Below are 22273 nucleotides of genomic sequence, written 5' to 3' on the forward strand. Positions count from 1 at the left end.
CGTCCCCCGGAAACGCTAACAGCAGGACGCCCCGGAGAACCGGGGCGTCCTGCCGAGCGGGTGGCTCTTCGGCCACGCGGCCGTCCACGCGGTCGTCCACGTGCTCGTTCTACGCGGTCGTTCCGCACGGCCCCGCGGGCGACCCTCGCGCGGTCAGCCCACGCGGGTGAGCTTCTTGTCGAAGCCCGGCTCCGCCAGATCGCTCTGGAGGGCCACCGGAGAGCTGACCTTGCCCGCGCCCGTACCGATCGAGACCTGGCCGACGACGTCGCCCGCCCTGCCGGTGTGCGGGACGGCCTTGCCGCCGTCGGCGAGCTCCAGCTTCACCCGGAGGCCCGGCCAGCCGACCGCCTTGAGCTCCTTGGTGGCGACGACCGGGGTCTTGCCGCCGAGGCCGTCGTCGACGTACCCGACGACCTGGCCCTTGCGGACGACGGCGGCCGAGGTGACGTCCTTCTGCGCCCGCTTGATCAGCTCGTAGCTGTAGTCGATGGAGAGCTGGAGCTTGTCGTCGAGGATCTTGGCGTTCTTGGCCCCCATCACGATGCCGAGGATCCGGCGGTTCTGGCCGTCGACGATCGTGTTCGCCGACCAGAGCAGGTTGCCGCCGGCCGGGGTGGAGGAGCCGGTCTTGATGCCGCCCACGCCCGGCTTCAGGAGGATGTTGTTGTTGTTGTAGATCGTGCCGGGGATGCCGTCGACGGTGACCTCGGGCAGGTTCACGATCTCGCGGAACACGTCGTACTGCATGACCGCCTTGGCCAGCTTGAGCTGGTCCTTCGGGGTCGAGACCGTGCTGTCGAGCAGGCCGGACGGGTCCGTGTACGTGGACTGGGTCATGCCCAGCTCGTCGGCGGCGGCGTTCATCTTCTCGACGAACGCGGCCTCCGAGCCGGCGTCCCAGCGGGCGAGCAGCCGGGCGACGTTGTTGGCGGAGGGGATCATCAGGAGCTGGAGCAGCTCCTTCTGCGAGAAGGTCTGGCCCTCCTGGACGGGCGCCTTCGACTCGTGCGCCGCCTTCCCCTGGTCGGCGGCCTTCTTGTCGATCTTGATCTCGGGGCCGGTCTGCTTCCCCTTGAGGGGGTGGTCCCGGAGGATCACGTACGCCGTCATCGTCTTGGTGACGGACGCGATCGGGGCCGGCTTCTGGGGCCCGTACGCGCCCATGGAACCGACGCCCTCGACCTCGACGGCGCCCTGTCCCTCGCCGGGCCACGGCATCTTCAGCTCGCCGCCCTCGAAGGTGAAGGTCGGCGCGGCGGAGAGCTTCAGGGCGGGCGCGGGCAGCGGGCGGACCATCTGCGCGATCGCGAAGACGATCAGGAGGAGCAGGACCAGGGGGGTCCAGATCCGGATGCGGCGGAGGGTCGTCCGCAGCGGGGTCGGCGGCGGGGGCGGGGTGTTCGTCAGCTCCGCGAGCAGGTCGAGCGGGGGCAGCGGCGGCAGCGGCTGCTGCCGGGTCCGCTCCGGCTCGGCGAGGGCGGCGGGCACGGGGGCGGCGGGGGCCGCCGGGGCCGCCGTGTCGGGGGCTTTGGAGACCTTGGAGGTCTCGGGAGCCTTGGCGGCCTTGGGGGCGGCCTCGGCCGCCGGTGCCTTCCGCTCGGCCGGGATGTCGGGCCGCAGCGGCAGGAAGGTGCTGGTGCGCTCGCTGTCGGCGTCCGTACCGGCGCCCGCGCCCACGGAACCGGCCGGGAGCTTCAGGGCGGTCGTCGGCTGGTCCACGGCCGGACGGATCATCTTGAACATGGCCGTCGGCTGGTCGACGGGCTTCTCGTCGTCGGAGCCGGAGGAACCGTCGGGGTCCGCGACGTCATCGACGTCCTCGGAGCCTCCGGCGGCGTCTTCGTCCTCCCCGGCGGGCTCCGGGCCCTTCACGGCCCCGGACTCCGCGCCGGCGGCCGACTTCCGGGCGGCGAACCAGGAGTCGGCGGACGCCTTGCCCTCGGCGGGGGCCTCGTCCTCGGAGTCCTCGGAGCCGTCGGAGCCCTCGACGTCGTCGGCAGCGTCGACGGACCCGGCGGCCGCCTCGTCGTCGTCCTCGTGCACAGCTTCGGCTGCGGCTTCGGCTTCGGCTGCGGGCTCCGCGTCCGCGTCAGCCCCGTCCCGGGCCCCGGCAGGCTCCGGGGCCTCCTCCTCGGCCTCGACGGGCTCCGGGGCCTTCTCGGCGCCCTTCACCGGCTCCTCGGGTTCGTCCGACGCCGTGGCGACCCACGCCGCCACGGCGGCCTTGAGCCGCTCGCTCTCGGGCTCGGGCGCGGACGGCGAAGCCTCCGCCTCCGAATCCGACAGTTCCTCCTCCGGCCCGGCGTCCCCCGTCGGGTCGTCGTCCCCGGACGTACGCGGCGTCAGGGTCTTGAACACGGCGGTCGGCTGGTCGACCCGCACCGGCGCGTCCGAAGCCTCCACGGCCTCCTCGGAAGCCGACGGGTCCGACGAATCCGACGAAGGCTCCGACTCCCGGAGCGCGGAAAGCCGGGGATCCCGGCCGCCGCCGCCCGAGGCCGCCGCCGTCGTCTCCCGCGACGACCCCTGCTGCTCCGCCCTGTCGGGGGACTCGCCCGCCACCGTGCCTCCTCCATGCGTCATACGTACGTCCGAACCGTCTACCAGTGTCCTGTGTGAACCCCTTGGCCCCCGTGCTAGACGAGAACGACATACCTACCGGTTCCCGGATGAACCACCCGGGTGCTCTCGACAGATGAATGTGAGAGGGGTCACCCTGTCATTCATCCACGCGGGGAGGCATGGATGGGCAGGAGCCGCAGAACCATTCCGGAGGAGCTTCTGCTGCTCGCTCTGGACCCGACCACGGGTACCACAGCGCAGCCGCAGTCGCTCGACCTCGGCCTGGCCGGAGCACAGCTAGTGGAGCTGGCGCTGGCAGGCCGGATAGCCCCTGACGGGGATCGTATCGCCGTGGTGATGCCACGGCCGACCGGAGATCCGACACTGGACTCCGCACTGGAACTGCTGCGCAGGCGCGGCAGCCCGGTCCGGGCCGTCCACTGGATAGGCGGGCCCCGACTGGGGCTCCGTCAGACGTATCTCTCGCATCTGGAGCGATGCGGCATGGTGCATGCCGTGGAGGGCCAGATGTGCGGGGTGTTGCCGACGACTCGCTACCAGGCGACGGACACGGCGATCAGTCGGGAGATCCGTGCCCGGCTGGACAGTGCGATCCGCACCGGCGTACCGCCGGACCCGCGGACCGCGGCGCTTGCCGCGCTGGCCCATGCGGTCGGTCTCGGGAAGCACCTCTACCCCGGCAACGAAGGACGGTCGTCGCGGTCCCGGCTGCGCGACCTGATCCGGCACGACCCGATGGGCGGCCTCGTGGCACACGCCGTGATGGACGTCCAGAACGGCGCGGGGGCGCAACAGCGCCGAAGCGCCCCGGGCGTTCCGGCGCAGCCGCGCGACGGCATGGCCCGCGCGGCGGCGCACTGAGCACCACGGCGCACCGCAGCACCACCACGCACCACCGCACGTCGCGCACCACTACGCACCACCACGCACCACATACCCACCCGGGAGCCGCACAGCAGTGCGGGGCGGTCTGGACGACCGCCCCGCACTTGTGCGTTGTCCCCGTTTCCCAGCGCACGCACGACCTTTGGTGGCAGTCTGCCAAGCGGTAGATACTCACAGCTACGCAGCAGACAGCCGGAGGTGCAGTTTCCGTGGCGTCCAACGTCAACCCCACCGTCAGGCGACGCCGATTGGGCCAGGAGCTGCGCAAGCTCCGGGAGGCGAAGAACATGACGGCCGAGCAGGTCGCCGAGCGCCTGCTCGTCTCCCAGTCCAAGATCAGCCGTCTTGAGAACGGCCGTCGCTCCATCAGCCAGCGCGACGTCCGCGACCTGTGCGGCGTGTACGAGGTCGAGGACGAGCGCATGGTCGACTCCCTCATGCAGATGGCCAAGGACTCGCGCCAGCAGGGCTGGTGGCACGCCTTCGGCGACATCCCGTACAGCGTCTACATCGGTCTGGAGACGGACGCGGAGAGCCTGCGGATGTACGAGCCGCAGATCATCCCCGGACTGCTCCAGACCCACGAGTACGCCGAGGCCGTGATCGCCGGCGCGCTGCCGGAGTCGACGCCCGCGGACATCGAGAAGCGGGTCCAGGTCCGCACCCGCCGCCAGGAGCGGATCCGGGACGAGGAGCGCCCGCTGCGCCTCTGGGCCGTCATCGACGAGGGCGCGCTGCACCGGATCGTCGGCAGCAGGCAGTTGATGGTGCAGCAACTGGAGCACCTGCTCGAACAGTCGCAGCTCCCGCACGTCACCGTGCAGGTGATGCCGTTCGACATGGGCGCGCACCCGGGGATCAGCGGGCAGTACTCGATCCTGGAGTTCCCGGACACCTCGGACTCCAGCGTCGTCTACATCGAGGGCGTGACGAGCGACCTGTACCTGGAGAAGACCCAGGACGTCGGCAAGTACAGCGTCATGTACGAGCACCTCAGGGCGCAGGCGCTGAACGTCGACCAGACCAGGGAGTTCATCTCGAAGATGGCCAAGAAGCACGCCCAGGGCTGAGGCCCGGACCGGGCGGGGCAGGCACCGTACACCCGGTCATCGCTCCCACGGAAGCCCAGTTGGAATATGCCACTCGGACGTGTGAACGCCGGTCCCGTCGCCCGGGACCGGCGAGTAGCGTCGATCACGTCGTCGAGAACGTCGGCGCGACACACCCCACTGGCAAGAAACTGGCAGAACCGGAGCTGAGCAGCATGGCGATTATTCAGGGTGGTACGGACACCTGGACGAAGTCCTCCTACTCGGGTGGGAACGGGGCCTGCGTCGAGGTGAAGTCCCCCGTCGTGGCCGCGATCGCGGTGCGGGACTCGAAGGCCCCCGAGGGCCCGTCCCTCTCGTTCGGACCGGGTTCCTGGAACGCCTTCGTCGGCGAGGTGACCGCCGGGGCCCTCTAGCCCCCTCCCGGTGACCGCACGCGGTCACCGGCAGCACGCAGTACGCAGTACGCAAGAGCCCTCTCGTCCGGTCCGCCGTCCTGGCCGAGGGGGCTCGGCCCTTTTCCGGTCCCGGACGGCGCCCCGCGCCCCCTCAGCCCCTCGGATAGCGCGCCAGCCACCCCGGCGCGGACTCCGCGGGGGTGTGCAGGGCGGTGCCCTGGGTCATCTCCATCGAGAAGTCGTCCGCCAGTTCCAGGACCGTCCCGCGGCCCTCCAGGTCGGCCAGCCAGGCCGGGGGGAGGGCCGTCTCGCCGTGCAGGGCGCCGAGCAGGGCGCCGGTGAGGGCGCCGGTCACCGACGAGGGGCCGTCGTGGTTCACGGCGAGCCGCAGCCCGTGCCGCACGTCCTCGCCGACCAGGGCGCAGTAGACGGCTGCCGCGAGCTGCCCCTCGGCCCGGTCCCCGTCCGCCCCGAGGGCGGCCACCCGCTCCGCGTCCGGTACCCCTTCCCGTACGGCTCCGAGGGCGCGGCCGAGCGCCTCGGTGACCGGCTCGTGGCCGGGGCGCACCGCGAGCTGCTCCAGGGCCCCGGCCACCGCCGCCTCCAGGGGGCCGCCGCGGGCCAGGCCGTGGACGGTGACGGCGAGGGCGCCCGCCGCGAGCCGGGCGGCCGGGGCGCCGTGCGTCTGGGCGGCGCACTCCACGGCGAGCTGGCAGACGAGCTGCGGCTCCCAGCCGACGAGGAGTCCGAAGGGGGCCGAGCGGACGAGGGCGCCGGAGTCGCCGGCCTCCGGGTTCTTGGGCTTGTCGAGGGTGCCGAGGTGCTCGTCGCCGAGGCCGGTGAGGCAGGCGCGGGGCGGGTTGCGGCGGGCGTAGAGCCACTCCTCGTTGGCGAGCCAGCCGTTGTCCTTGCGGCGCTCGTCGGGGCCCCAGTCGCGCTGGGTGGCGGCCCAGCGCAGATGGGCCCGGTGGACGTCGGTGGGCGGGTGCCAGGCGCCGGTGTCGCGGCGGACCTGGGCGCGGATCAGGCCGTCGACGGTGAAGAGGGTCATCTGGGTGGCGGCGGTGACGGCGCCCCGGCGGCCGAAGGCGGGGACGGGGTCGGTGAGTCCGTCAGGTCCGTGGGCCTCGCGCAGCTCCTCGAGGGAGGAGCCGTCGGCGCCCGCCCCCAGCGCGTCGCCGAGCGCCCCGCCGAGCAGACAGCCCCGTACCCGGGCCCGGAAGTCCTGCTGCTCGGCACGGCCCCACACGGCTGCGGCTGTCGTGGCCACGACGTGCCCTCCCCCGGTCGGCGGTTCGCTGTCGGTTCCCTCGCCGCACTGTAATGGACCGGATACGGGCCTCCGGGGGGCCGGAACGTTATGTGTTCCGACGTCCTTCGGGCCCGTTCCGACCACAGTCCGGGGGATGCGTCCTCACTCCGCCGGGAGGACGGGGAGGAGTTCCGGAAGGTGCCCGTCGGAGGCTTCGGCCGTGCGCCGCCGCTCCTCCGGGACCTCGCCGTAGAGGGTCGTGCGGGGCTTCGCCGGGCGGCCGGCCGCCTTCGCGATGGCCTCCAGGTCCTTGATCGAGCGGTACGAGCCGTAGCTGGAGCCCGCCATGCGGGAGATGGTCTCCTCCATCAGGGTGCCGCCCAGGTCGTCGGCGCCCGAGCGGAGCATCTCGGCGGCGCCCTCCGCGCCCAGCTTCACCCAGCTCGTCTGGATGTGGGGGATGTGGGGGTGGAGGAGGAGCCGGGCCATGGCGGTGACCGCGCGGTTGTCGCGGACGGTGGGGCCGGGGCGGGCGATGCCGGCGAGGTAGACGGGGGCGTTGGTGTGGATGAAGGGGAGGGTGACGAACTCGGTGAAGCCGCCCGTCTCCTGCTGGATGCGAGCCAGGGTGCGCAGGTGGCCGAGCCAGTGCCGGGGCTGGTCCACGTGTCCGTACATCATCGTGGAGGAGGAGCGCAGGCCCAGTTCGTGGGCGGTGGTGATCACCTCGATCCAGGTGGCGGTGGGCAGCTTGCCCTTGGTGAGGATCCAGCGGACCTCGTCGTCGAGGATCTCGGCGGCCGTGCCGGGGATCGAGTCGAGTCCGGCCTCCTTCGCGGCCGTCAGCCACTCGCGGATCGACAGGCCGGTGCGGGAGGCGCCGTTGACGACCTCCATCGGGGAGAAGGCGTGCACGTGCATGCCGGGGACGCGCTCCTTCACCGCGCGGGCGATGTCGAAGTAGGCGGTGCCGGGCAGGTCGGGGTGGATGCCGCCCTGCATGCAGACCTCCACCGCGCCCACGTCCCACGCCTGCTGGGCGCGGTCGGCGACCTGGTCCAGGGAGAGGGTGTACGCGTCGGCGTCGGTGCGGCGCTGGGCGAAGGCGCAGAAGCGGCAGCCGGTGTAGCAGACGTTGGTGAAGTTGATGTTCCGCGTGACGACGTACGTGACGTCGTCGCCGGACACCGACTTCCGGAGGTCGTCGGCGATGCGGGTCAGGGCGTCCAGGGCGGGGCCGTCGGCGTGGAGGAGGGCCAGGGCCTGCGGGTCGGTGAGCCGGGTGGGGTCGTCGGCGGCGACGGCCAGCGCCTCGCGCACGTCGGTGTCGATGCGCTGCGGGACCATCCCGGGGACGGCGGCCTCGCGCAGCGCCTCCCAGTCCCCGTACACCTCGTCGAAGTCCTCGCGCCGGTCGCCGGTGCGGCCCTCGGTGTCGACGGTGCGGTGCAGGTCGGTGCGGCCGGTGGCGGTGAAGGCCTCGTCGGGCTCCTGCCAGGGCAGGCCGCGCACGGGCGCGTCGGGGTTCGCCAGGCCCGTCTCGGGGTCGGCGAGGGCGCGGACGTGCGGGAGGAGCCGGGGGTCGAGCCAGGGTTCTCCCCGGGTGACGAACTCGGGGTAGATGCAGAGGCGTTCGCGCAGCTCGAAACCGGCGGCGGCGGACCGCTCGGCCAGCTCCTCGATCCGGGGCCAGGGCCGCTCGGGGTTGACGTGGTCGATGGTGAGCGGCGAGACCCCGCCCCAGTCGTCGATGCCGGCCGCGATGAGCCGCTCGTACTCGGCGTCGACCAGGTTCGGCGGGGCCTGGAGGCAGGCGGAGGGGCCCATGATCAGGCGGGCGACGGCCACGGTGGCGACGAGGTCGTCCAGTTCGGCGTCCGGCATTCCGCGCATCGCCGTGTCCGGCTTGGCGCGGAAGTTCTGGATGATCAGCTCCTGGACCGAGTGGTACGCGCGGGCGACGCGGCGCAGCGCGAACAGCGACTCGGCCCGCTCCTCCAGGGTCTCCCCGATGCCGAGGAGCAGCCCGGAGGTGAAGGGCACGGAGGAGCGGCCGGCGTCCTCCAGGACCCTGAGCCGCACGGCCGGTTCCTTGTCGGGGGACCCGTAGTGGGGGCCGCCGGGCTCGGACCACAGGCGGGTCGCGGTCGTCTCCAGCATCATCCCCATGGAGGGCGCGACGGGCTTGAGGCGCTGGAAGTCGGTCCAGGACAGGACCCCGGGGTTGAGGTGCGGGAGGAGGCCGGTCTCCTCCAGGATCCGGATCGCCATGGCCCGCACGTACGCGATCGTGTCGTCGTAGCCGTGCGCGTCGAGCCACTCGCGCGCCTCCGGCCAGCGGTCCTCGGGCTTGTCCCCGAGCGTGATCAGGGCTTCCTTGCAGCCGAGTGCGGCGCCGCGCCGGGCGATGTCGAGGACCTCGTCGGGCGACATGAACATCCCGTGCCCGGCCCGGCGCAGCTTGCCGGGGACGGTGACGAAGGTGCAGTAGTGGCACTTGTCGCGGCAGAGGCGGGTGAGCGGGACGAACACGCTCTTGGAGTACGTGATGACCCCCGGCCGCCCGGCCGCCTCCAGGCCCGCGTCCCGCACGCGCCCGGCGGACGCCACCAGGTCCGCCAGGTCGTCCCCGCGCGCCCGCAGCAGCACGGCGGCCTCCGTGACGTCGAGCGCGACCCCGTCCCTGGCCCGCCTCAGGGCCCGGCGCATGGCGTTCTCGGTCGGACGTGCTGCCTGGTGATCCGTCATGCCCCGAGCATACGAGCGGGCCCGGGGAGGGAGCTTCGGGTCCCCGCACCCGGCCCCCCCGTCAGGCCGCGCTCAGGCCGCGCTCAGGCCGCGCTCATAGATACCGCCCGTACCCATCGAGCACCCCGAGCACCTCCCCCTCCTCCCCCGGCGGCAGTTGGAGGACCACCTCCTCGCAGCCGAGGTCCGCGTAGTACGCGAGCTTGTCCGGGTTCGGCAGGACCGCGTACGGGACGACCTGGAGCGCCTTCGGGTCGCGGCCCGCCTCCTCCCAGGCCGTCCGCAGGACCGGGAGGGCGTCCGCGAGGCCCCGGCCGCCGATCGGCAGCCAGCCGTCGGCCTGCGCGGCGATCTGCGCGAAGAGCCTCGGGCCCGCGGCCCCGCCGACGAGGACGCGGGGCGCGCCGCCGGCCGGCTTGGGCCAGGCCTCGGAGGCGCGCACGGACTCCCCCGACTCCCCGGCGTACGCGGTGGGTCCGGGGGCCCACAGGGCCTTCATCAGGTCGAGCCGGTCGCGGCCGAGCCCGCGGCGGGACGCCCAGTCGACGCCATGGTCGTCGGCCTCCTCCCGGTTCCAGCCGAAGCCGATCCCGAGGGTGAAGCGGCCGCCGGAGAGGTGGTCGAGGGTGGCGATCCGTTTGGCGAGCGAGATCGGGTCGTGCTGGGCGATCAGGGTGACGCCGGTGCCGAGCCCGAGGCGTTCGGTGACGGCGGCGGCCTGCCCGAGGGCGACGAAGGGGTCGAGGGTCCTGCCGTACTCGCGGGGCAGCTCGCCGCCCGCCGGGTAGGGCGTGGTCCGCTCGACGGGGATGTGGGTGTGCTCGGGCAGGTAGAGCCCGGCGAACCCGCGCTCCTCCAGCTCGCGCGCCAGGCGCACCGGGGCGATGGTCTCGTCGGTCAGGAAGATCGTGGTCGAGATCCGCATACCGGCACGGTAGGGGGTGCGGCAGGGCTTTTCCGAGGGGTACGACGGGGGTGGCGGGATCGCGGCGGCGCACGGGCGGCGGTCGGGGCCCACCGTACGGGCGGCGGGCCCCGGTCCCGTACGGATGGCGGGTCCCGGTCCCGTACGGGCGACCCGGTCCCGGGCTGCTCCCGGCGGGTCCCCGTCGCCGGAAATGCGCCTGCGCCCCGCCCGCCCCTCCCCCTACCGTGGCCCGGTGCTGAAGCGAATCGAGACGTACTGCGACACCGTTCCCCGGTCCTCCGCCCGCGCCGAGGAGTTCGGGCCGCTGACCCTGTTCGTACGGGAGGGGGAGGGCTGGCCCTTCTACGCGCGGCCCGCGGCCGGGCACGAGGGGGAGGTCCCGGTCGCGGCCGTGGAGCGGGTGCGGGCCCGGCAGCGGGAGCTGGGGGTGCCCGAGGCCTTCGAGTGGGTCGCGGAGACGACGCCGGGGCTGCGGGCGGCCGTGGAGGCGAGCGGGCTCACCGTGCACGAGCACCCGCTGATGGTCCTGGAGGGCCCGGGGCTCGCCGTGCCGGAGCCCGAGGGAGTCACCGTACGGATGGTGGACGCGGGCGACCCCGGTCTGGAGAGCGCCGTCGCCGCCCCGTACGCCGCCTTCGGCTTCCCGCCCGAGCCGGGCACCGCCGAGCGGACCGCCGGGCGGATCACGGCCGGCCTGACCCGGCTCGCGGCGGCCTTCGACGAGGAGGCGGACGGCGTCGCCCTCGCGGCCGGCCAGTACCAGCCCGTGGGGGACGTCTCCGAGGTCGTCGGCGTCGGCACCGTCCCGGCGGCCCGGCGCCGGGGACTCGGCCTCGCGGTCACGGCCGCCCTGGTCGCGGACGCCCGGGCCCGGGGCGCGGAGCTGGTGTTCCTGTCGGCCTCGGACGCGGACGTGGCCCGGCTCTACGGCCGGCTCGGCTTCCGCACGGTCGCGACCGCCCTCATCGCGGAGGCGTAGGGGGCGAGGCGGGGAGCGGGTGCCGAGGAAGGATCCCGGGAACGGGTTGCGGGGCGGGGCCGGGAAGACTTTCGGGGAAAGTCGCGCCGTCGTGTCACATCCCCGGCCCCCGCTCCGTCGTTGCGGTGAAGGCACACCCCGAACGAGACGCCGAGGAGCGACGATCACCATGACGCACACCCCCGAGGCCCGCATGACCAACCCCGCCTACGTCCTGCCCGACGCGGGCCCCGCGATCCAGGGCCTGGTGAAGGCCACCCGCCAGGGCGGGGTCTCCGAGGAGATCCTGGAGCTCGTGCACCTGCGGGCCAGCCAGATCAACGGCTGCGGCTTCTGCGTGGACTACGGCGTGAAGAACGCCCGGAAGGCGGGCGTGAGCGACGACAAGCTGTTCGCGGTCTCCGCGTGGCGCGAGTCCCCGCACTTCTCGGACGAGGAGCGGGCGGCCCTCGCGCTCGCCGAGCACGCGACCCGCATCGCCGACAGCACGGACGCCGTGCCGGACCCGGTGTGGGACGCGGCGGCCGACCACTTCGACGAGAAGCAGCTCGCCTCGATCGTGCTGATGGTCAGCCTGACGAACTTCTTCAACCGGCTGAACGTCACCGTCCGGCAGCCGGCGGGCGTGGCGCTCTGACCGCACGGGGCCCGGCCTCGCGGGGCCCGGACGCACGGGCTTCGCGCACCATCAGGACGTCGACCGGGTCCTCGGACTCGGCCGTGAACCCCTCCCGCTCGTAGAGGCGGCGGGCGGCGCTCCCCTGGAGGACCACGAGCCGGACGGGCACGCCCGCCGCGTCGGCCCGGTCGAGCAGGCCGCGCAGCACCGCCGTCCCGAGCCCCCGCCCCTGCGTCCCGGGGGCGAGGTAGAAGTGCTCCAGCCAGAGGCCCTCGCCGTCCTCGTACGGGCGCAGGGTGACGCTTCCCGCGAAGGCGCCGTCCACCTCGACGACGGAGGTGTGCGCGGGCGAGAAGCCGTCGCGCAGCCGCTGCCGCACCCGGTGCTCGTCGTAGCGGCCGAGCCGCTCCAGGTCGTCCCGCATCACCTCGGCCCGCAGTTCGGCGACGGACTCGACGTCCGCCGTCCGGCCGGGGCGCAGCGCCCAGTTCGTCGTCTCCCCCGCGGTTCGCATGGACCGCATCCTAGGCAGAGTCGGGACCGGTGCCCCGGGCGGACGGACGGAGGCGGCGGGACCCCCCACGGGCCCGCCGCCTCCGCGTCTCTCGCGACTCAGGAGCGTCCGGTCAGTCCGCCACCACCAGGGACGGGGTCTCCTTGGTGAGGACCTCGCCGCGGAAGAAGGCGGGGCTGCGGCGCTGCATGACCAGCATGATCACCACGCCGAGGAGCAGCAGGCCGACGCCGATCACGAAGACCGAGCCCATGCCGAGGACGGCGGAGCCGGAGCCGTACGCCGGGTTCCACATGTCATACAGGGTCTTGCCGAAGACGGCGGTGAGCATGAGGCCGCCGAGCAGCGGCATCAGGCCCTTGAAGGCGAAGTCGCGGAAGGAGCGGAACAGCTCCTTGCGGAAGTACCGGACGCAGGCGAAGGCCGTGAGCGCGTAGTAGAAGCAGATCATCAGGCCGAGGGCGTAGATGGTGTCGACCAGGACGTGCTCGCTGACCAGGGTCATCACGGTGTAGAAGGCCCCGGTGGCGACGCCCGCCACGACCGTGGCGCGGCCGGGGGTCTTGAAGACCGGGTGGACCTCGGTGAAGGACTTCGGCAGCGCCTCGTACGTGGCCATCGCGAGGACCGTGCGGGCGACCGGGATGAAGGTGGTCTGGAGGCTCGCGGCGGCGGAGGCCAGGACCGCGACGAAGAGCAGGATGCCGAGCGTGGGGCCCATGACGGGGCCGGCGAGGGCGGCGAAGACGTTGTCGGAGGTCTCCGGGTTGGCGAGGCCGAGGCCCTTCTCGCCGGAGCCGACGACCATCTGGGCGGCGATGCCGGTGGCCAGGTAGGAGCCGACCAGGACGACCATCGCGATGAGGGCGGCGCGGCCGGGGGTCTTCTCGCTGCCGGTGGTCTCCTCGTTGGTCGCCATGCAGGCGTCCCAGCCCCAGTACATGAAGATCGAGAGCGAGAGTCCGGCCGTGAAGGCGGCGAAGGACTGCACCGCGAAGGGGTTCATCCAGGACCAGGAGAAGTCGACCGAGGTCTCGAAGGAGCCGGCCTTGGTGAGGGCCATGCCGACGAAGACGGCGAGGACGACGAGCTGGAGGCCGACGAGGGTGTACTGGACGCCCTTGGTGGCGGTCATGCCGCGGTAGCTGATCGCGGTGGCGGCGGCGATGAGGGTGAGGCAGGTGAGGATGTGGACGGCCTTGTTGCCGTCGAGGGCGGCGACGGACTCGCTGCCGCTGATCTCGCCCGCGAGGAGCCAGAAGTAGGAGGTGGCGACGCCGGCCAGGTTGGAGAGCACGATGATCGTCGCGATGACGAGGCCCCAGCCGCACATCCAGCCGATCTTGGGCCCGAAGGCCTTCACGGTCCAGGTGAAGGAGGTGCCGCAGTCCGGCATGGCCTTGTTGAGCTCGCGGTACGCGAAGGCGACGAGGAGCATCGGGAGGAAGCCCGCGAGGAAGACGGCGGGCATCTGGAGCCCGACCTCGCCGGCGGTGGAGCCGAGCGTGGAGGTCAGGCAGTAGACGGGGGCGACGGTGGAGACGCCGATGACGGCGCTGCCGAGGAGGCCGACGGAGTTCCCGCCGAGTCCTTTGGTGCGCACGCCGTGGTTGTCGCCCGGGGCGTCGACGCCCCTTACCGTGTCTCCGGCCAGCGGCCGCGCTTCCACCTGAGTCATGAACAGGACGTTAAATGCTGCGGTTTCCATATCCGGAGGATCGGAATCCGCTCGCGCGATCGATCACCGCCTTGCATTGAGGGGGTCGAATCGGACGCTCGCCAATGATTGAAAGATCGACCAACCGGACCACCCGACCAACCGGTAGGTCCGTCGACCGGCGTCCGATATGCGGGAACCGCAGCCCGGCCCGAAATGTCCGTTTCGAAATTTTCCCGAGGAATTTTCCGGGCGGTCCCCGGGTGGTCCCCGGGCGCTCTCCGGGTGCTCCCCCAGCGGCTCCCCCGGTGATTCCCCGGGGCCACGGTCGGGAGCTCGGTCGAGACCTCGGCCGGGACCTCGGTCGGAGCCTTGGCCAGGCCCTCCGCCCCGGCCCCGTGCAACGGTCCGGCAACGGCTCCGCTCCGGTCGGCCCGATGCTGACGGACCCCCTCCGGACAAGGCAGACTGTCATGGGCGGAACCAGCGGTACGGCAGGGGGAGCTATGGACCGTGAGGACGGGCCGCGAGTCCCGGCGCAGCGGACTGCGGAAACGGGCGGGAACGCCCCGGAGGATCCGGCCGGACAGGAGGGCCTGGTGGCCCCGGCCGGACAGGAGGCCGCGGTCGCCGGTGCGAAGACGGGCGGGACGGCCGGCGCGGCGCTCCGCTTCGGGGTGCTCGGGCCCGTGCGGGCCTGGCGGGGCGACGAGGCCGTGCCCACCGGGTCGCCGCAGCAGCGGGCCCTGCTCGCCGCCCTCCTCCTGCGCGGCGGCCGCACCGCCACCGCCGCCGAGCTGATCGACGCGCTCTGGGGCGAGGATCCGCCCTCCCAGGCCCTCGCGGCGGTCCGCACCTACGCCTCCCGGCTCCGCAAGGCCCTCGGCCCCGAGGTCCTGGTCAGCGAGTCCGGCGGCTACGCCCTGCGCGCCTCCGCCGCCGTACTCGACCTCACCGCCGCCCAGGAGCTGGCCGCAGGGGCCGAGAAGCTGCGGGCCGGCGGGGACCGCGCGGCCGCCCGGGCGCGGCTCGCCGAGGCCCTGGACCTGTGGGACGGCGAGGTGCTCGCCTCCGTGCCGGGGCCGTACGCCGAGGCCCAGCGCACCCGCCTGGAGGAGTGGCGGCTCACCCTCCTGGAGACCCGGCTCGACATCGACCTGGAGGTCGGCGCGCACGCCGAGGCCGTCTCCGAGCTGACCGCGCTCACCGCCGCGCACCCGCTGCGCGAGCGCCTGCGCGAACTGCTCATGCTGGCGCTCTACCGCGGCGGACGGCAGGCCGAGGCGCTCGCCGTGTACGCCGACACGCGCCGGCTCCTCGCCGACGAGCTGGGCGTCGACCCGAACCCCGAGCTCTCCCGGCTCCAGCAGCGCATCCTGCGGGCCGACGCCGAGCTGGCCCGGCCCGTCGAGGAGCCCGCCCCGGCCGCCGCGCCCGCCGCGCGCCCGGCGCAGTTGCCGGCGACCGTGCCGGACTTCACGGGCCGCGACTCCTTCGTACGGGAGCTGGGCGCCCTGCTCGCCGGCGCCGAGGGGCACGTCATGGCGGTCTCGGCGCTCGCGGGCATCGGGGGCGTCGGCAAGACGACCCTCGCCGTGCACGTGGCCCACGAGGCCCGGCCGCACTTCCCGGACGGGCAGCTCTACGTCGACCTCCAGGGCGCGGGGTCCCGCGCCGCCGCGCCCGAGACCGTCCTCGGCTCCTTCCTGCGCGCGCTCGGCGTCCCGGACTCGGCCGTCCCCGACTCGCTCGACGACCGGGCCGCGCTCTACCGCTCCACGCTCGACGGACGCCGGGTCCTGGTCCTCCTGGACAACGCCCGCGACGCGGCCCAGATCCGCCCGCTGCTCCCCGGTACGGCGGGCTGCGCGGCGCTGGTCACCAGCCGGATCCGGATGGTCGACCTGGCGGGGGCGCACCTGGTCGACCTGGACGTGATGTCGCCGGAGGAGGCGCTGCGGCTCTTCACCCGGATCGTGGGCGAGGAGCGGGTGCGGGCCGAGCGGGAGGCCGCGCTGGACGTGGTCGCGGCCTGCGGCTTCCTGCCGCTGGCCATCCGCATCGCCGCCTCCCGGCTAGCGGCCCGCCGCACCTGGACGGTGTCGGTCCTGGCGGCCAAGCTGGCGGACGAGCGGCGGCGGCTCGACGAGCTCCAGGCGGGCGACCTGGCGGTCAAGGCGACGTTCGAGCTGGGCTACGGGCAGTTGGAGCCGGCCCAGGCGCGCGCCTTCCGCCTGCTCGGCCTGGCCGACGGCCCGGACGTCTCGCTCGCGGCGGCGGCGGCCGTCCTCGACCTGCCCCTCCGGGACACGGAGGACCTCCTGGAGGCCCTGGTCGACACGTCCCTGCTCGAATCGGCGGCCCCGGGCCGCTACCGGTACCACGACCTGGTCCGGCTCTACGCGCGTGCGTGCGCGGAGAGGGACGAGCAGCCCCCGTCGGAACGGGAGTCGGCGCTCTCCCGGCTCCTCGACTTCTACCTGTCGACCGCCGCGCGCGTGTACGCGATCGAACGCCCCGGCGACCGGCTGGTCGACCACCTGGAGCCCACCGACTACGACGGCCTGTCCTTCACCGACCGCCACGAGGCCCAGGACTGGCTCTACGCCGAGGCCAACTGCCTCCTGGCCACGGTCCGCCGGTCCGCCGCCTCGCCGGGGACGCTGCGGCGGGGGGTGGACCTGCTGTGGGCGTCGCTGGACCTCGGCGAGTCGGGGGCGAACTCCAAGGAGTTCGAGGCGACGGGCGTCGTCGTGCGCGACGCCGCCCGCGCGCACGCGGACGCCAGGGCCGAGGGCCGCGCCCTCATGGTCCTCGCGGGCGTCCACCACACGGCGGGCCGCTTCGAGGAGGCGGACCGCGACGCCGAACTCGCCCTGCCGCACGCGGAGCAGGCCGACGACCCGGTGCCGGCCTGCTGGTCCGCCAACGCGCGGGGGATCATCGCGCTCTACCAGAACCGCTTCGCGGAGGGCGAGCAGTACCTCACCCAGGCGATCGAGCGCTTCCGCGGCATCGGGGACGAACCGGGGGAGGCGAGCGCCCTCTGCAACCTGTCGCGCATCCACCTGGCCATGGGCCGTACGTCGAGCGCCATAGACCTCGCCGGGCAGGGCACCCGGATCTACGACGCGATGGGGCACGCCCTGCGGGGCGCCAACGGGCGGTACGCCCTCGGTCTCGCCCTCACCCAGGACAACCAGCTCGCCTCGGCGGCCGAGCACCTCCGCGAGGCGCTGGCGGTCTTCGCCGACAGCAGGCAGCGACTGTGGGAGGGCATGACCCTCTTCCGGCTGTCCGAGGTGGACCTCGCCGCGCGGCGGCACGCCCAGGCGGCGTCGAACGCCGAGATGGCCCTGACGGTGCTGCGGGGCATCGGGGGCGAGTGGCGCCGGGGCAACGTCCTCACCGTCCTGGGCCGGGCCCTCTTCGGCATCGGGCAGAGCGGCCGGGCGGTGGTCTGCTGGCAGGAGGCGCTCGGCATCTTCGAGTGCCTCGGCGCCCCGGAGGCCGACGGGGTCCGCGCGCTGCTCGCCCCCGCGAAGGCCGCGTGACCCCCCGCCGCCAGGGCGTTCATCGTTCGTTTATCGCCGCACGACATGCTCTTCCCATGACGGTCCGTCGCGTCGGGGGGCAGACGGACCGCCGGTGAGGGCCACCACCCCGCGGCACTAGGGTGATCGGCCCCGGGGATTCGCCCGGCTGTCCACGGGGGAACGGCCGGGCGAATCCCCCCACGACACGGACACCACACGCAGGAGTTGACGAGCATGACCGATCCGATCAAGCAGGACCCGATCATCACCACCAAGGACATGCACGCCACTTCGGAGCCGGCGGTCGGCGCGATCACCGCGAAGATCACCGGGCCGGCCGACGAGACCGTCACCACCAAGGACATGCACGCCACCTCGGAGCCGGCGATCGGCGCGATCACCGAGAAGGTCACGGGCGACGAGGAGCACGTGGCGAAGCCGGCCGTCTAGTCCACTCCCGACGGGGAGGGGCCGCGGCGGCGACTTCGGGGGAGCCGCCGGGGCCCGTACGGGTCCGGCCGACGGGGGAGCACACGGACTCGGGGGACGTCCGGCGGAACCAGGGGGGATCCGCCGGAACGGGCCCGTGCGCAACGCGGTCGGACCGCCGCACAGGAAGGGGCCGGGCACCTGCCCGGCCCCTTCGGCGCGTCCGGCTACCGGCGCGCGTCGAGGCGGTGCCGGAGCGAGCCGTCCGGGCCGAAGACGTCCATCAGGTAGCCCCGTTCGAGGGAGAGGCCCTCCTCGCGCTCCAGGTAGCCGGTGACCGACGCCCTGAGCGCGTCGAACCGTTCGGCGTCCGAGTCCGGGTCGCGCGTCCACACCGTCAGGGCGGGAACGCCCTCGGGGCCGGAGCTCCGCAGGATCCCGTACACGTCCTCCGTCCCGCCGGACCGGTGGTAGCGCCCGGCCGTCCGGGCCGCCTCGTCGGGCGCGGCGGTGGCGGTCGCCGTGGGGCCGGGGGTGGTGGGCGGGACACGGCGGTCCGGCTCCGGTGCGGTGGCCGGGGAGCAGCCGGACAGCAGGAGGACGCTCGCGACGACGGCGAGGACCGCCGATCGGGTGAGGGGGCGCATCGGGCCATCCTCGTCGGCGGGCGCGCGGACGCACAGCCTCCGCCGCCGGAACGGCTGGATGTCGAAGGGCCGGCGGGCCACCGGGCCGCCAGGCCGCGTCTACCGCTCGCGGACGTCGTACACCCAGCAGTCCCGCACCCGGTCGACCGTCTTCGGGTGCTCCATCGCAACCTCGAAGGTCTTCTCCTCGTGGGCGCCGACGGTGACGAGGGTCTCGGCCGAGTCGACCGCGTTGCCTCCCGCGCCCTTGAACTCCAGGGTGACCCGGTACGTCTTCTCGACCCCGGTGTGCGAGGTGATCTCCAGGGTCGCCGTGGTGTCCGCCCCGCGGGCCGGGCGGCCCTTGCCCTTCTTGCGGGCCGGCTTCACGCAGTCGACCACGACGACCCCGACCGCGGACCCGGTCGCCGTGGGGAGGGGGGACGGGGTCGCTGCGGCGTCGTTCGACCCGTAGTCGTCGTTGTCCTTCTCGGAGCTGGAGCAGCCGCCGCCGGAATCGTCGTCGTCGGAGGAAGAGGAGTGGCTCCGGCTCTTGCCGCTCTTGCTCTTCCCGCTGCCGCCGCCGCTGCTGCTGCCGTGGCCGCCCTTCCCGGTGTGGAACCCGGTCAGCGCGAGCACCACCACCGCGAGCGTCGCCGCGAGCTTCACCCGTGTCCGTACCATCGCCGTCCCCCTCCTGGCTGTCGTGTCCGCGCCACCCTAACGGCCGTCCCGCGCCGCGTGGCGGGCCCCTCCGACCCGGCGTAGCGTCGGGAGCGAGAGCCGGACCACCCAGGAGGCCGCTTCGATGATCCGCAACGTCGCCGGCGCCGTCCTGGCTCTCGCCGGAGCGACGGCCGCCGTCTGGAGCCCCTTCCGTGCCTGGTACGACGGCCGTCACGGGCGCGACTACGCCCTCGACGAGCTGTTCACCGGCATCACCGACGCGAAGGCCGACCTCTGGTGGTCGCTCCTGCTGCCCTTCGCCTTCGCCGCCCTGCTCACCCTGATCGGCGTACTCCTCCGCTCCCGCCTCCTCGTCGCCCTCGCCGGGCTCGTCGTCCTCGGCTTCACCGTCTTCTGGATGGTGCGGGTCGGGCAGTACCGGGGCGGCCTCACGGTCGACGGCGACGGCACCGGCCTCGGCGACGGAGTGGCGAACGCCCTCGGCGGCGGCGTCCTGCTGCTGCTCGGCGCGCTCGTGATGTCGGGGCGGAGGGGGCGGACCCGCAGGCGCCCGGTGGGCGGGGAGGGGCGGAGGGGCGCGGAGGAGCCCCGGTCGTACGCGCCCCCGCCCGGGCCCGGCGGCCCCGATCCCCGTGCGGCAGGACCCGATCCCCGCGCGACTCCCGTCGCCGACCCCTACGGGGCCCCCGCGGGCGATCCCCGGGAGTCCTCCGTCCCCGGGACGTACGACCCCTACGACCCCTACGGCTCCGAGCCGACCCGGACCTTCGATGTGCCCGGCCAGGACCAGGACCTGGGCCGGGACCGGGATCAGGGCCGGGACCGGGATCAGGGCCGGGATCAGGGCCGGAATCAGGACTGGGATCAGGGCCGGGGCCCGGACGGGTCCGGGCCCGAGCCCCGCTGAGGCGCCGGTCCCGTCAGCGGGCCGCCGCCGGGCCCCGGCCCGTCGCCGTGCCCTTCACCGCGTCCAGCGCGTACACGCAGCGGTCCTTGCTGCACGCGTACACGACCCCGCCCTTCGCCACCGGCGAGCCGGTGATCTCGCCGCCGGTCGCGAGCTTCCAGCGCAACTGCCCGCCGGTCGCGTCCAGGGTGTAGAGGACGTGGTCGGCCGAGCCGAAGTGGATCCGGCCGTCCGCGACCACCGGGGCGCCGACCAGCTCGCCGCCCGCCGCGAACCGCCACCGGGGCGTGCCGGTGACCGCGTCGAGCGTGTAGAGCGCGCTGCCGCTGCCCACGTGCACGTTGCCGTCCGCGACGAGCACCGGCTCGGTGGACTGGCGCTGCTCGGTCGCGATCCGCCAGCGGTCCTGCCCGGTGGTGGCGTCGAGCGCGTACACCGTGCCGAGGTGGTCGGCGAGGTACACCCCGCCGCCGGTGACGGCCGGTCCCGGCGCGAAGGCCGGTGGGGAGAGGAAGACGGCGGGCGCCTCGAAGTGCCAGCGGACGTGCCCGGCCGCGATGTCGATCGACAGGACCCGGGTCCCGGCCGACACGTACACGTAGCCGTCCTCGGCCGGGGCCACCCGTACGGGTACTCCCCCGCAGGAGGCGGCGTCCCCGATCGGGTACGACCAGCGCTCCGCCCCGGTCCGGGCGTCGAGGGCCTGGAGCCGGGCGTCCCGCCACACGTACACGGTGTCGCCGTGCACGGCGGGCCCCGCCTCCGGGGTCTCGAAGTCGGTCTGGGCGCCGGTGACCTCCCACAGCTTGGCGCCGTTGGAGGCCTCCCAGCCCTGCACCCCGCCGCCGCGCGTCCCGGTGACGACCGTGCCCCGGTCGACCTTGAGCGCGTACACCCAGGCGTCGGTGTGCAGCCGCCAGCGCTCGCCGCCGTCGCCGGCGTCGAGGGCGTACAGGGTCGGACCGTCGGAGGCGTGGATGCGGCCCCCGGCGACGGCCATGGACCAGGCCACGTCCCGGGTCTTGAACTGGCGCCGGCCGCTGCCCGTGTCCAGGGCGTGCACCTCGAAGGAGGTGACGTACAGCAGGTCGCCGTCGACGACCGGGGTGCCCCAGACGTCGTTGGACATGCGGAAGCGCCAGGGCCGCCAGGGGCCGGGCTCCGGCGGGGGCTGGGCCGGGTCGGCGCCGCCCTGCGCGGGCACGTTCAGCGGGCGGGAGCCGGGCGCCGGGCCGGGCTCGGCGCCGTGCGGGCCGCCGCCGGGCGGCCGGATCCAGCCGGTCGCGGGGCCCGCGTCGGCGCCCCGGCCGACGGCGAGCGCCGCCCGGGTGTCGGCGACCCGGGGGCCGGGGCCGATGGGCACGGTCCCGCCGCCGAGGCGCACGGGGCCGCCCGCGCTCTCGGCGGGACCCGCGTGCCGGCCGCCGACGGGGGCGGGCGCGGACCTGCCGCCGTTCCCGGGCCCGCGATCCGGCCCGTACGGGTCGGGGAACGGACCCGGCGGGTCCGACGGCGGCGGGGGCGGGGGCACGGCCGGGACGGGCGGGGCGGCGGGGGCGCGGCCGCCGCCGCGGCGCCGCTCGATCATGGCGGTGGCGCTCAGCGGCAGCCAGGCCGAGGCGGTGCCGCTGTCGTCGCTGCCGGGACCGAAGAGGTGCGGGGCGAGCTGGGCCTGGAGGTCGGCCGGGCTGGGCCGCCGGGTGACGTCCATCTGCATGCAGGAGTCGATGAGGGGCCGCAGCTCGTCGGGCAGGCCCTCCAGGTCGGGGCCCTCGCGGAGCAGCATGAAGACGGTCTCGACCGGGTTGGCGCCGTGGTAGGGCGCGTGGCCGGTGGCGGCGAAGACCAGCATCGAGCCCAGCGAGAAGATGTCGCTGGCGCCGGTGACGCTGCGCGAGTCGCGGGCCTGCTCGGGCGACATGTAGGCGGGGGTGCCGACGGCGACGTTGGTCATGGTCAGGCGCGTGTTGGAGACGCCGGACGCGATGCCGAAGTCGATCACCCGGGGGCCGTCCTCGACGACGAGGACGTTGGAGGGCTTGAGGTCGCGGTGGACCAGGCCCGCCCCGTGGATGGACTGGAGGGCCTCGGCGACGCCGGCCGCCAGCCAGCGCACGGCCTGTGCCGGGAGCGGCCCGCACTCGTTCACTATCTCCTCGAGGGAGGGCGCCGGTACGTAGGCGGTGGCCAGCCAGGGCACGGCGGCGCGCGGGTCGGCGTCGACGACGGCGGCCGTGTAGAAGCCCGAGACGGCCCGGGCGGCCTCCACCTCCCGGGTGAAGCGGACCCGGAACAACTGGTCCTCCGCGAGCTCCGTGCGCACGGTCTTGATCGCCACGCGCCGGCCCGAGGCCGAGCGCGCGAGATAGACCAGGCCCATTCCGCCCGCGCCGAGCCGGCCCAGCACCTCGAAGGGCCCGATGCGTCTCGGGTCGTGCTGCGTCAGCCGTTCCACTTGCCTGCCACCTCCCCG

The 22273-nt window shown here is 74.0% G+C and carries 17 protein-coding genes; 8 read left to right on the plus strand and 9 right to left on the minus strand.

Annotated elements, in window-relative coordinates; translation table 11 throughout:
• Nucleotides 1-153: 153 nt before the first annotated feature.
• Nucleotides 154-2406, minus strand: a complete 2253-nt coding sequence (locus tag ACFYNX_RS32520) for a D-alanyl-D-alanine carboxypeptidase family protein (protein ID WP_388666936.1) — start codon at nt 2404-2406, stop codon at nt 154-156.
• Nucleotides 2407-2748: 342 nt separating this feature from the next.
• Here ACFYNX_RS32520 and ACFYNX_RS32525 point away from each other — a divergent pair, with 342 nt between their 5' ends.
• From ACFYNX_RS32525 to ACFYNX_RS32535, 3 genes are all read left to right on the plus strand, one after another.
• Nucleotides 2749-3447 carry a GPP34 family phosphoprotein gene (locus ACFYNX_RS32525; RefSeq protein ID WP_365548419.1) on the plus strand — a complete coding sequence of 233 codons (699 nt, stop codon included), beginning with the start codon at nt 2749-2751 and terminating at the stop codon, nt 3445-3447.
• A 233-nt stretch (nt 3448-3680) separates the two neighbouring features.
• On the plus strand, nt 3681-4541 hold the full coding sequence (locus ACFYNX_RS32530) for a helix-turn-helix transcriptional regulator (protein ID WP_125665257.1): 861 nt from the start codon (nt 3681-3683) through the stop codon (nt 4539-4541).
• Between the two features lie 194 nt (nt 4542-4735).
• The gene (locus ACFYNX_RS32535) at nt 4736-4936 is read left to right on the plus strand and encodes a DUF397 domain-containing protein (RefSeq protein WP_125665259.1); all 201 of its coding nucleotides are present in this window, start codon (nt 4736-4738) and stop codon (nt 4934-4936) included.
• A gap of 133 nt (nt 4937-5069) precedes the next feature.
• Here ACFYNX_RS32535 and ACFYNX_RS32540 read toward each other — a convergent pair whose 3' ends face one another.
• The 3 genes from ACFYNX_RS32540 to ACFYNX_RS32550 form a co-directional block, all read right to left on the minus strand.
• The gene (locus ACFYNX_RS32540) at nt 5070-6188 is read right to left on the minus strand and encodes an ADP-ribosylglycohydrolase family protein (RefSeq protein WP_388666940.1); all 1119 of its coding nucleotides are present in this window, start codon (nt 6186-6188) and stop codon (nt 5070-5072) included.
• Nucleotides 6189-6332: 144 nt separating this feature from the next.
• Nucleotides 6333-8918: a bifunctional FO biosynthesis protein CofGH gene (locus ACFYNX_RS32545; protein WP_388666943.1), complete on the minus strand. Its 2586-nt coding sequence runs from the start codon at nt 8916-8918 to the stop codon at nt 6333-6335.
• 94 nt (nt 8919-9012) lie between these two features.
• A complete protein-coding gene (locus ACFYNX_RS32550) occupies nt 9013-9843 on the minus strand; it encodes an LLM class F420-dependent oxidoreductase (protein WP_365548429.1) in 831 nt (276 codons plus the stop codon).
• Nucleotides 9844-10036: 193 nt separating this feature from the next.
• On the opposite strand from ACFYNX_RS32550, the gene ACFYNX_RS32555 reads away from it, so the two are divergent.
• Together ACFYNX_RS32555 and ACFYNX_RS32560 are read left to right on the plus strand one after the other, a co-directional pair.
• Nucleotides 10037-10825 (plus strand): GNAT family N-acetyltransferase, encoded by a 789-nt coding sequence (locus tag ACFYNX_RS32555; RefSeq protein WP_388666947.1) that lies wholly within the window; start codon nt 10037-10039, stop codon nt 10823-10825.
• Between the two features lie 169 nt (nt 10826-10994).
• The gene (locus tag ACFYNX_RS32560; protein WP_365548433.1) at nt 10995-11462 is read left to right on the plus strand and encodes a carboxymuconolactone decarboxylase family protein; all 468 of its coding nucleotides are present in this window, start codon (nt 10995-10997) and stop codon (nt 11460-11462) included.
• Here the strand turns inward: ACFYNX_RS32560 and ACFYNX_RS32565 are convergent.
• Nucleotides 11428-11958: a GNAT family N-acetyltransferase gene (locus ACFYNX_RS32565; protein ID WP_388666951.1), complete on the minus strand. Its 531-nt coding sequence runs from the start codon at nt 11956-11958 to the stop codon at nt 11428-11430. The genes ACFYNX_RS32560 and ACFYNX_RS32565 overlap by 35 nt on opposite strands.
• Before the next feature lie 112 nt (nt 11959-12070).
• Nucleotides 12071-13636 (minus strand): APC family permease, encoded by a 1566-nt coding sequence (locus tag ACFYNX_RS32570; protein WP_388666954.1) that lies wholly within the window; start codon nt 13634-13636, stop codon nt 12071-12073.
• Between the two features lie 485 nt (nt 13637-14121).
• On the opposite strand from ACFYNX_RS32570, the gene ACFYNX_RS32575 reads away from it, so the two are divergent.
• Both ACFYNX_RS32575 and ACFYNX_RS32580 read left to right on the plus strand, forming a co-directional pair.
• Complete coding sequence (locus ACFYNX_RS32575) at nt 14122-17169, plus strand: BTAD domain-containing putative transcriptional regulator (protein ID WP_388666958.1); 3048 nt, start codon at nt 14122-14124, stop codon at nt 17167-17169.
• Between the two features lie 216 nt (nt 17170-17385).
• Nucleotides 17386-17601, plus strand: coding sequence for a hypothetical protein (locus ACFYNX_RS32580; RefSeq protein ID WP_388666961.1), 216 nt, complete (start codon nt 17386-17388; stop codon nt 17599-17601).
• 206 nt (nt 17602-17807) lie between these two features.
• Here the strand turns inward: ACFYNX_RS32580 and ACFYNX_RS32585 are convergent, their stop codons facing one another.
• Together ACFYNX_RS32585 and ACFYNX_RS32590 are read right to left on the minus strand one after the other, a co-directional pair.
• Nucleotides 17808-18227: a hypothetical protein gene (locus ACFYNX_RS32585; RefSeq protein ID WP_388666964.1), complete on the minus strand. Its 420-nt coding sequence runs from the start codon at nt 18225-18227 to the stop codon at nt 17808-17810.
• Nucleotides 18228-18326: 99 nt separating this feature from the next.
• A complete protein-coding gene (locus ACFYNX_RS32590; RefSeq protein WP_365548443.1) occupies nt 18327-18890 on the minus strand; it encodes a hypothetical protein in 564 nt (187 codons plus the stop codon).
• A 124-nt stretch (nt 18891-19014) separates the two neighbouring features.
• Here ACFYNX_RS32590 and ACFYNX_RS32595 point away from each other — a divergent pair, with 124 nt between their 5' ends.
• Nucleotides 19015-19800, plus strand: coding sequence for a hypothetical protein (locus tag ACFYNX_RS32595; RefSeq protein WP_388666967.1), 786 nt, complete (start codon nt 19015-19017; stop codon nt 19798-19800).
• Nucleotides 19801-19813: 13 nt separating this feature from the next.
• On the opposite strand, the gene ACFYNX_RS32600 is transcribed toward ACFYNX_RS32595, so the two are convergent.
• Entirely contained in the window at nt 19814-22255 is a 2442-nt protein-coding gene (locus ACFYNX_RS32600; RefSeq protein WP_388666970.1) for a PQQ-binding-like beta-propeller repeat protein, read from the minus strand.
• Nucleotides 22256-22273: the final 18 nt, after the last annotated feature.

The organism is Streptomyces sp. NPDC007872 (assembly GCF_042868165.1).
GTDB lineage: Bacteria > Actinomycetota > Actinomycetes > Streptomycetales > Streptomycetaceae > Streptomyces.

Excerpts from the sequence above, each read along its gene's own strand:
- ACFYNX_RS32525 (WP_365548419.1), top strand. The coding sequence starts at position 2,749 with ATGGGCAGGAGCCGCAGAACCATTCCGGAGGAGCTTCTGCTGCTCGCT.
- ACFYNX_RS32535 (WP_125665259.1), top strand. The coding sequence starts at position 4,736 with ATGGCGATTATTCAGGGTGGTACGGACACCTGGACGAAGTCCTCCTAC.
- ACFYNX_RS32545 (WP_388666943.1), bottom strand. The coding sequence starts at position 8,918 with ATGACGGATCACCAGGCAGCACGTCCGACCGAGAACGCCATGCGCCGG.
- ACFYNX_RS32550 (WP_365548429.1), bottom strand. The coding sequence starts at position 9,843 with ATGCGGATCTCGACCACGATCTTCCTGACCGACGAGACCATCGCCCCG.
- ACFYNX_RS32555 (WP_388666947.1), top strand. The coding sequence starts at position 10,037 with ATGCGCCTGCGCCCCGCCCGCCCCTCCCCCTACCGTGGCCCGGTGCTG.
- ACFYNX_RS32560 (WP_365548433.1), top strand. The coding sequence starts at position 10,995 with ATGACGCACACCCCCGAGGCCCGCATGACCAACCCCGCCTACGTCCTG.
- ACFYNX_RS32565 (WP_388666951.1), bottom strand. The coding sequence starts at position 11,958 with ATGCGAACCGCGGGGGAGACGACGAACTGGGCGCTGCGCCCCGGCCGG.
- ACFYNX_RS32570 (WP_388666954.1), bottom strand. The coding sequence starts at position 13,636 with ATGACTCAGGTGGAAGCGCGGCCGCTGGCCGGAGACACGGTAAGGGGC.
- ACFYNX_RS32575 (WP_388666958.1), top strand. The coding sequence starts at position 14,122 with ATGGACCGTGAGGACGGGCCGCGAGTCCCGGCGCAGCGGACTGCGGAA.
- ACFYNX_RS32580 (WP_388666961.1), top strand. The coding sequence starts at position 17,386 with ATGACCGATCCGATCAAGCAGGACCCGATCATCACCACCAAGGACATG.
- ACFYNX_RS32585 (WP_388666964.1), bottom strand. The coding sequence starts at position 18,227 with ATGCGCCCCCTCACCCGATCGGCGGTCCTCGCCGTCGTCGCGAGCGTC.
- ACFYNX_RS32590 (WP_365548443.1), bottom strand. The coding sequence starts at position 18,890 with ATGGTACGGACACGGGTGAAGCTCGCGGCGACGCTCGCGGTGGTGGTG.
- ACFYNX_RS32595 (WP_388666967.1), top strand. The coding sequence starts at position 19,015 with ATGATCCGCAACGTCGCCGGCGCCGTCCTGGCTCTCGCCGGAGCGACG.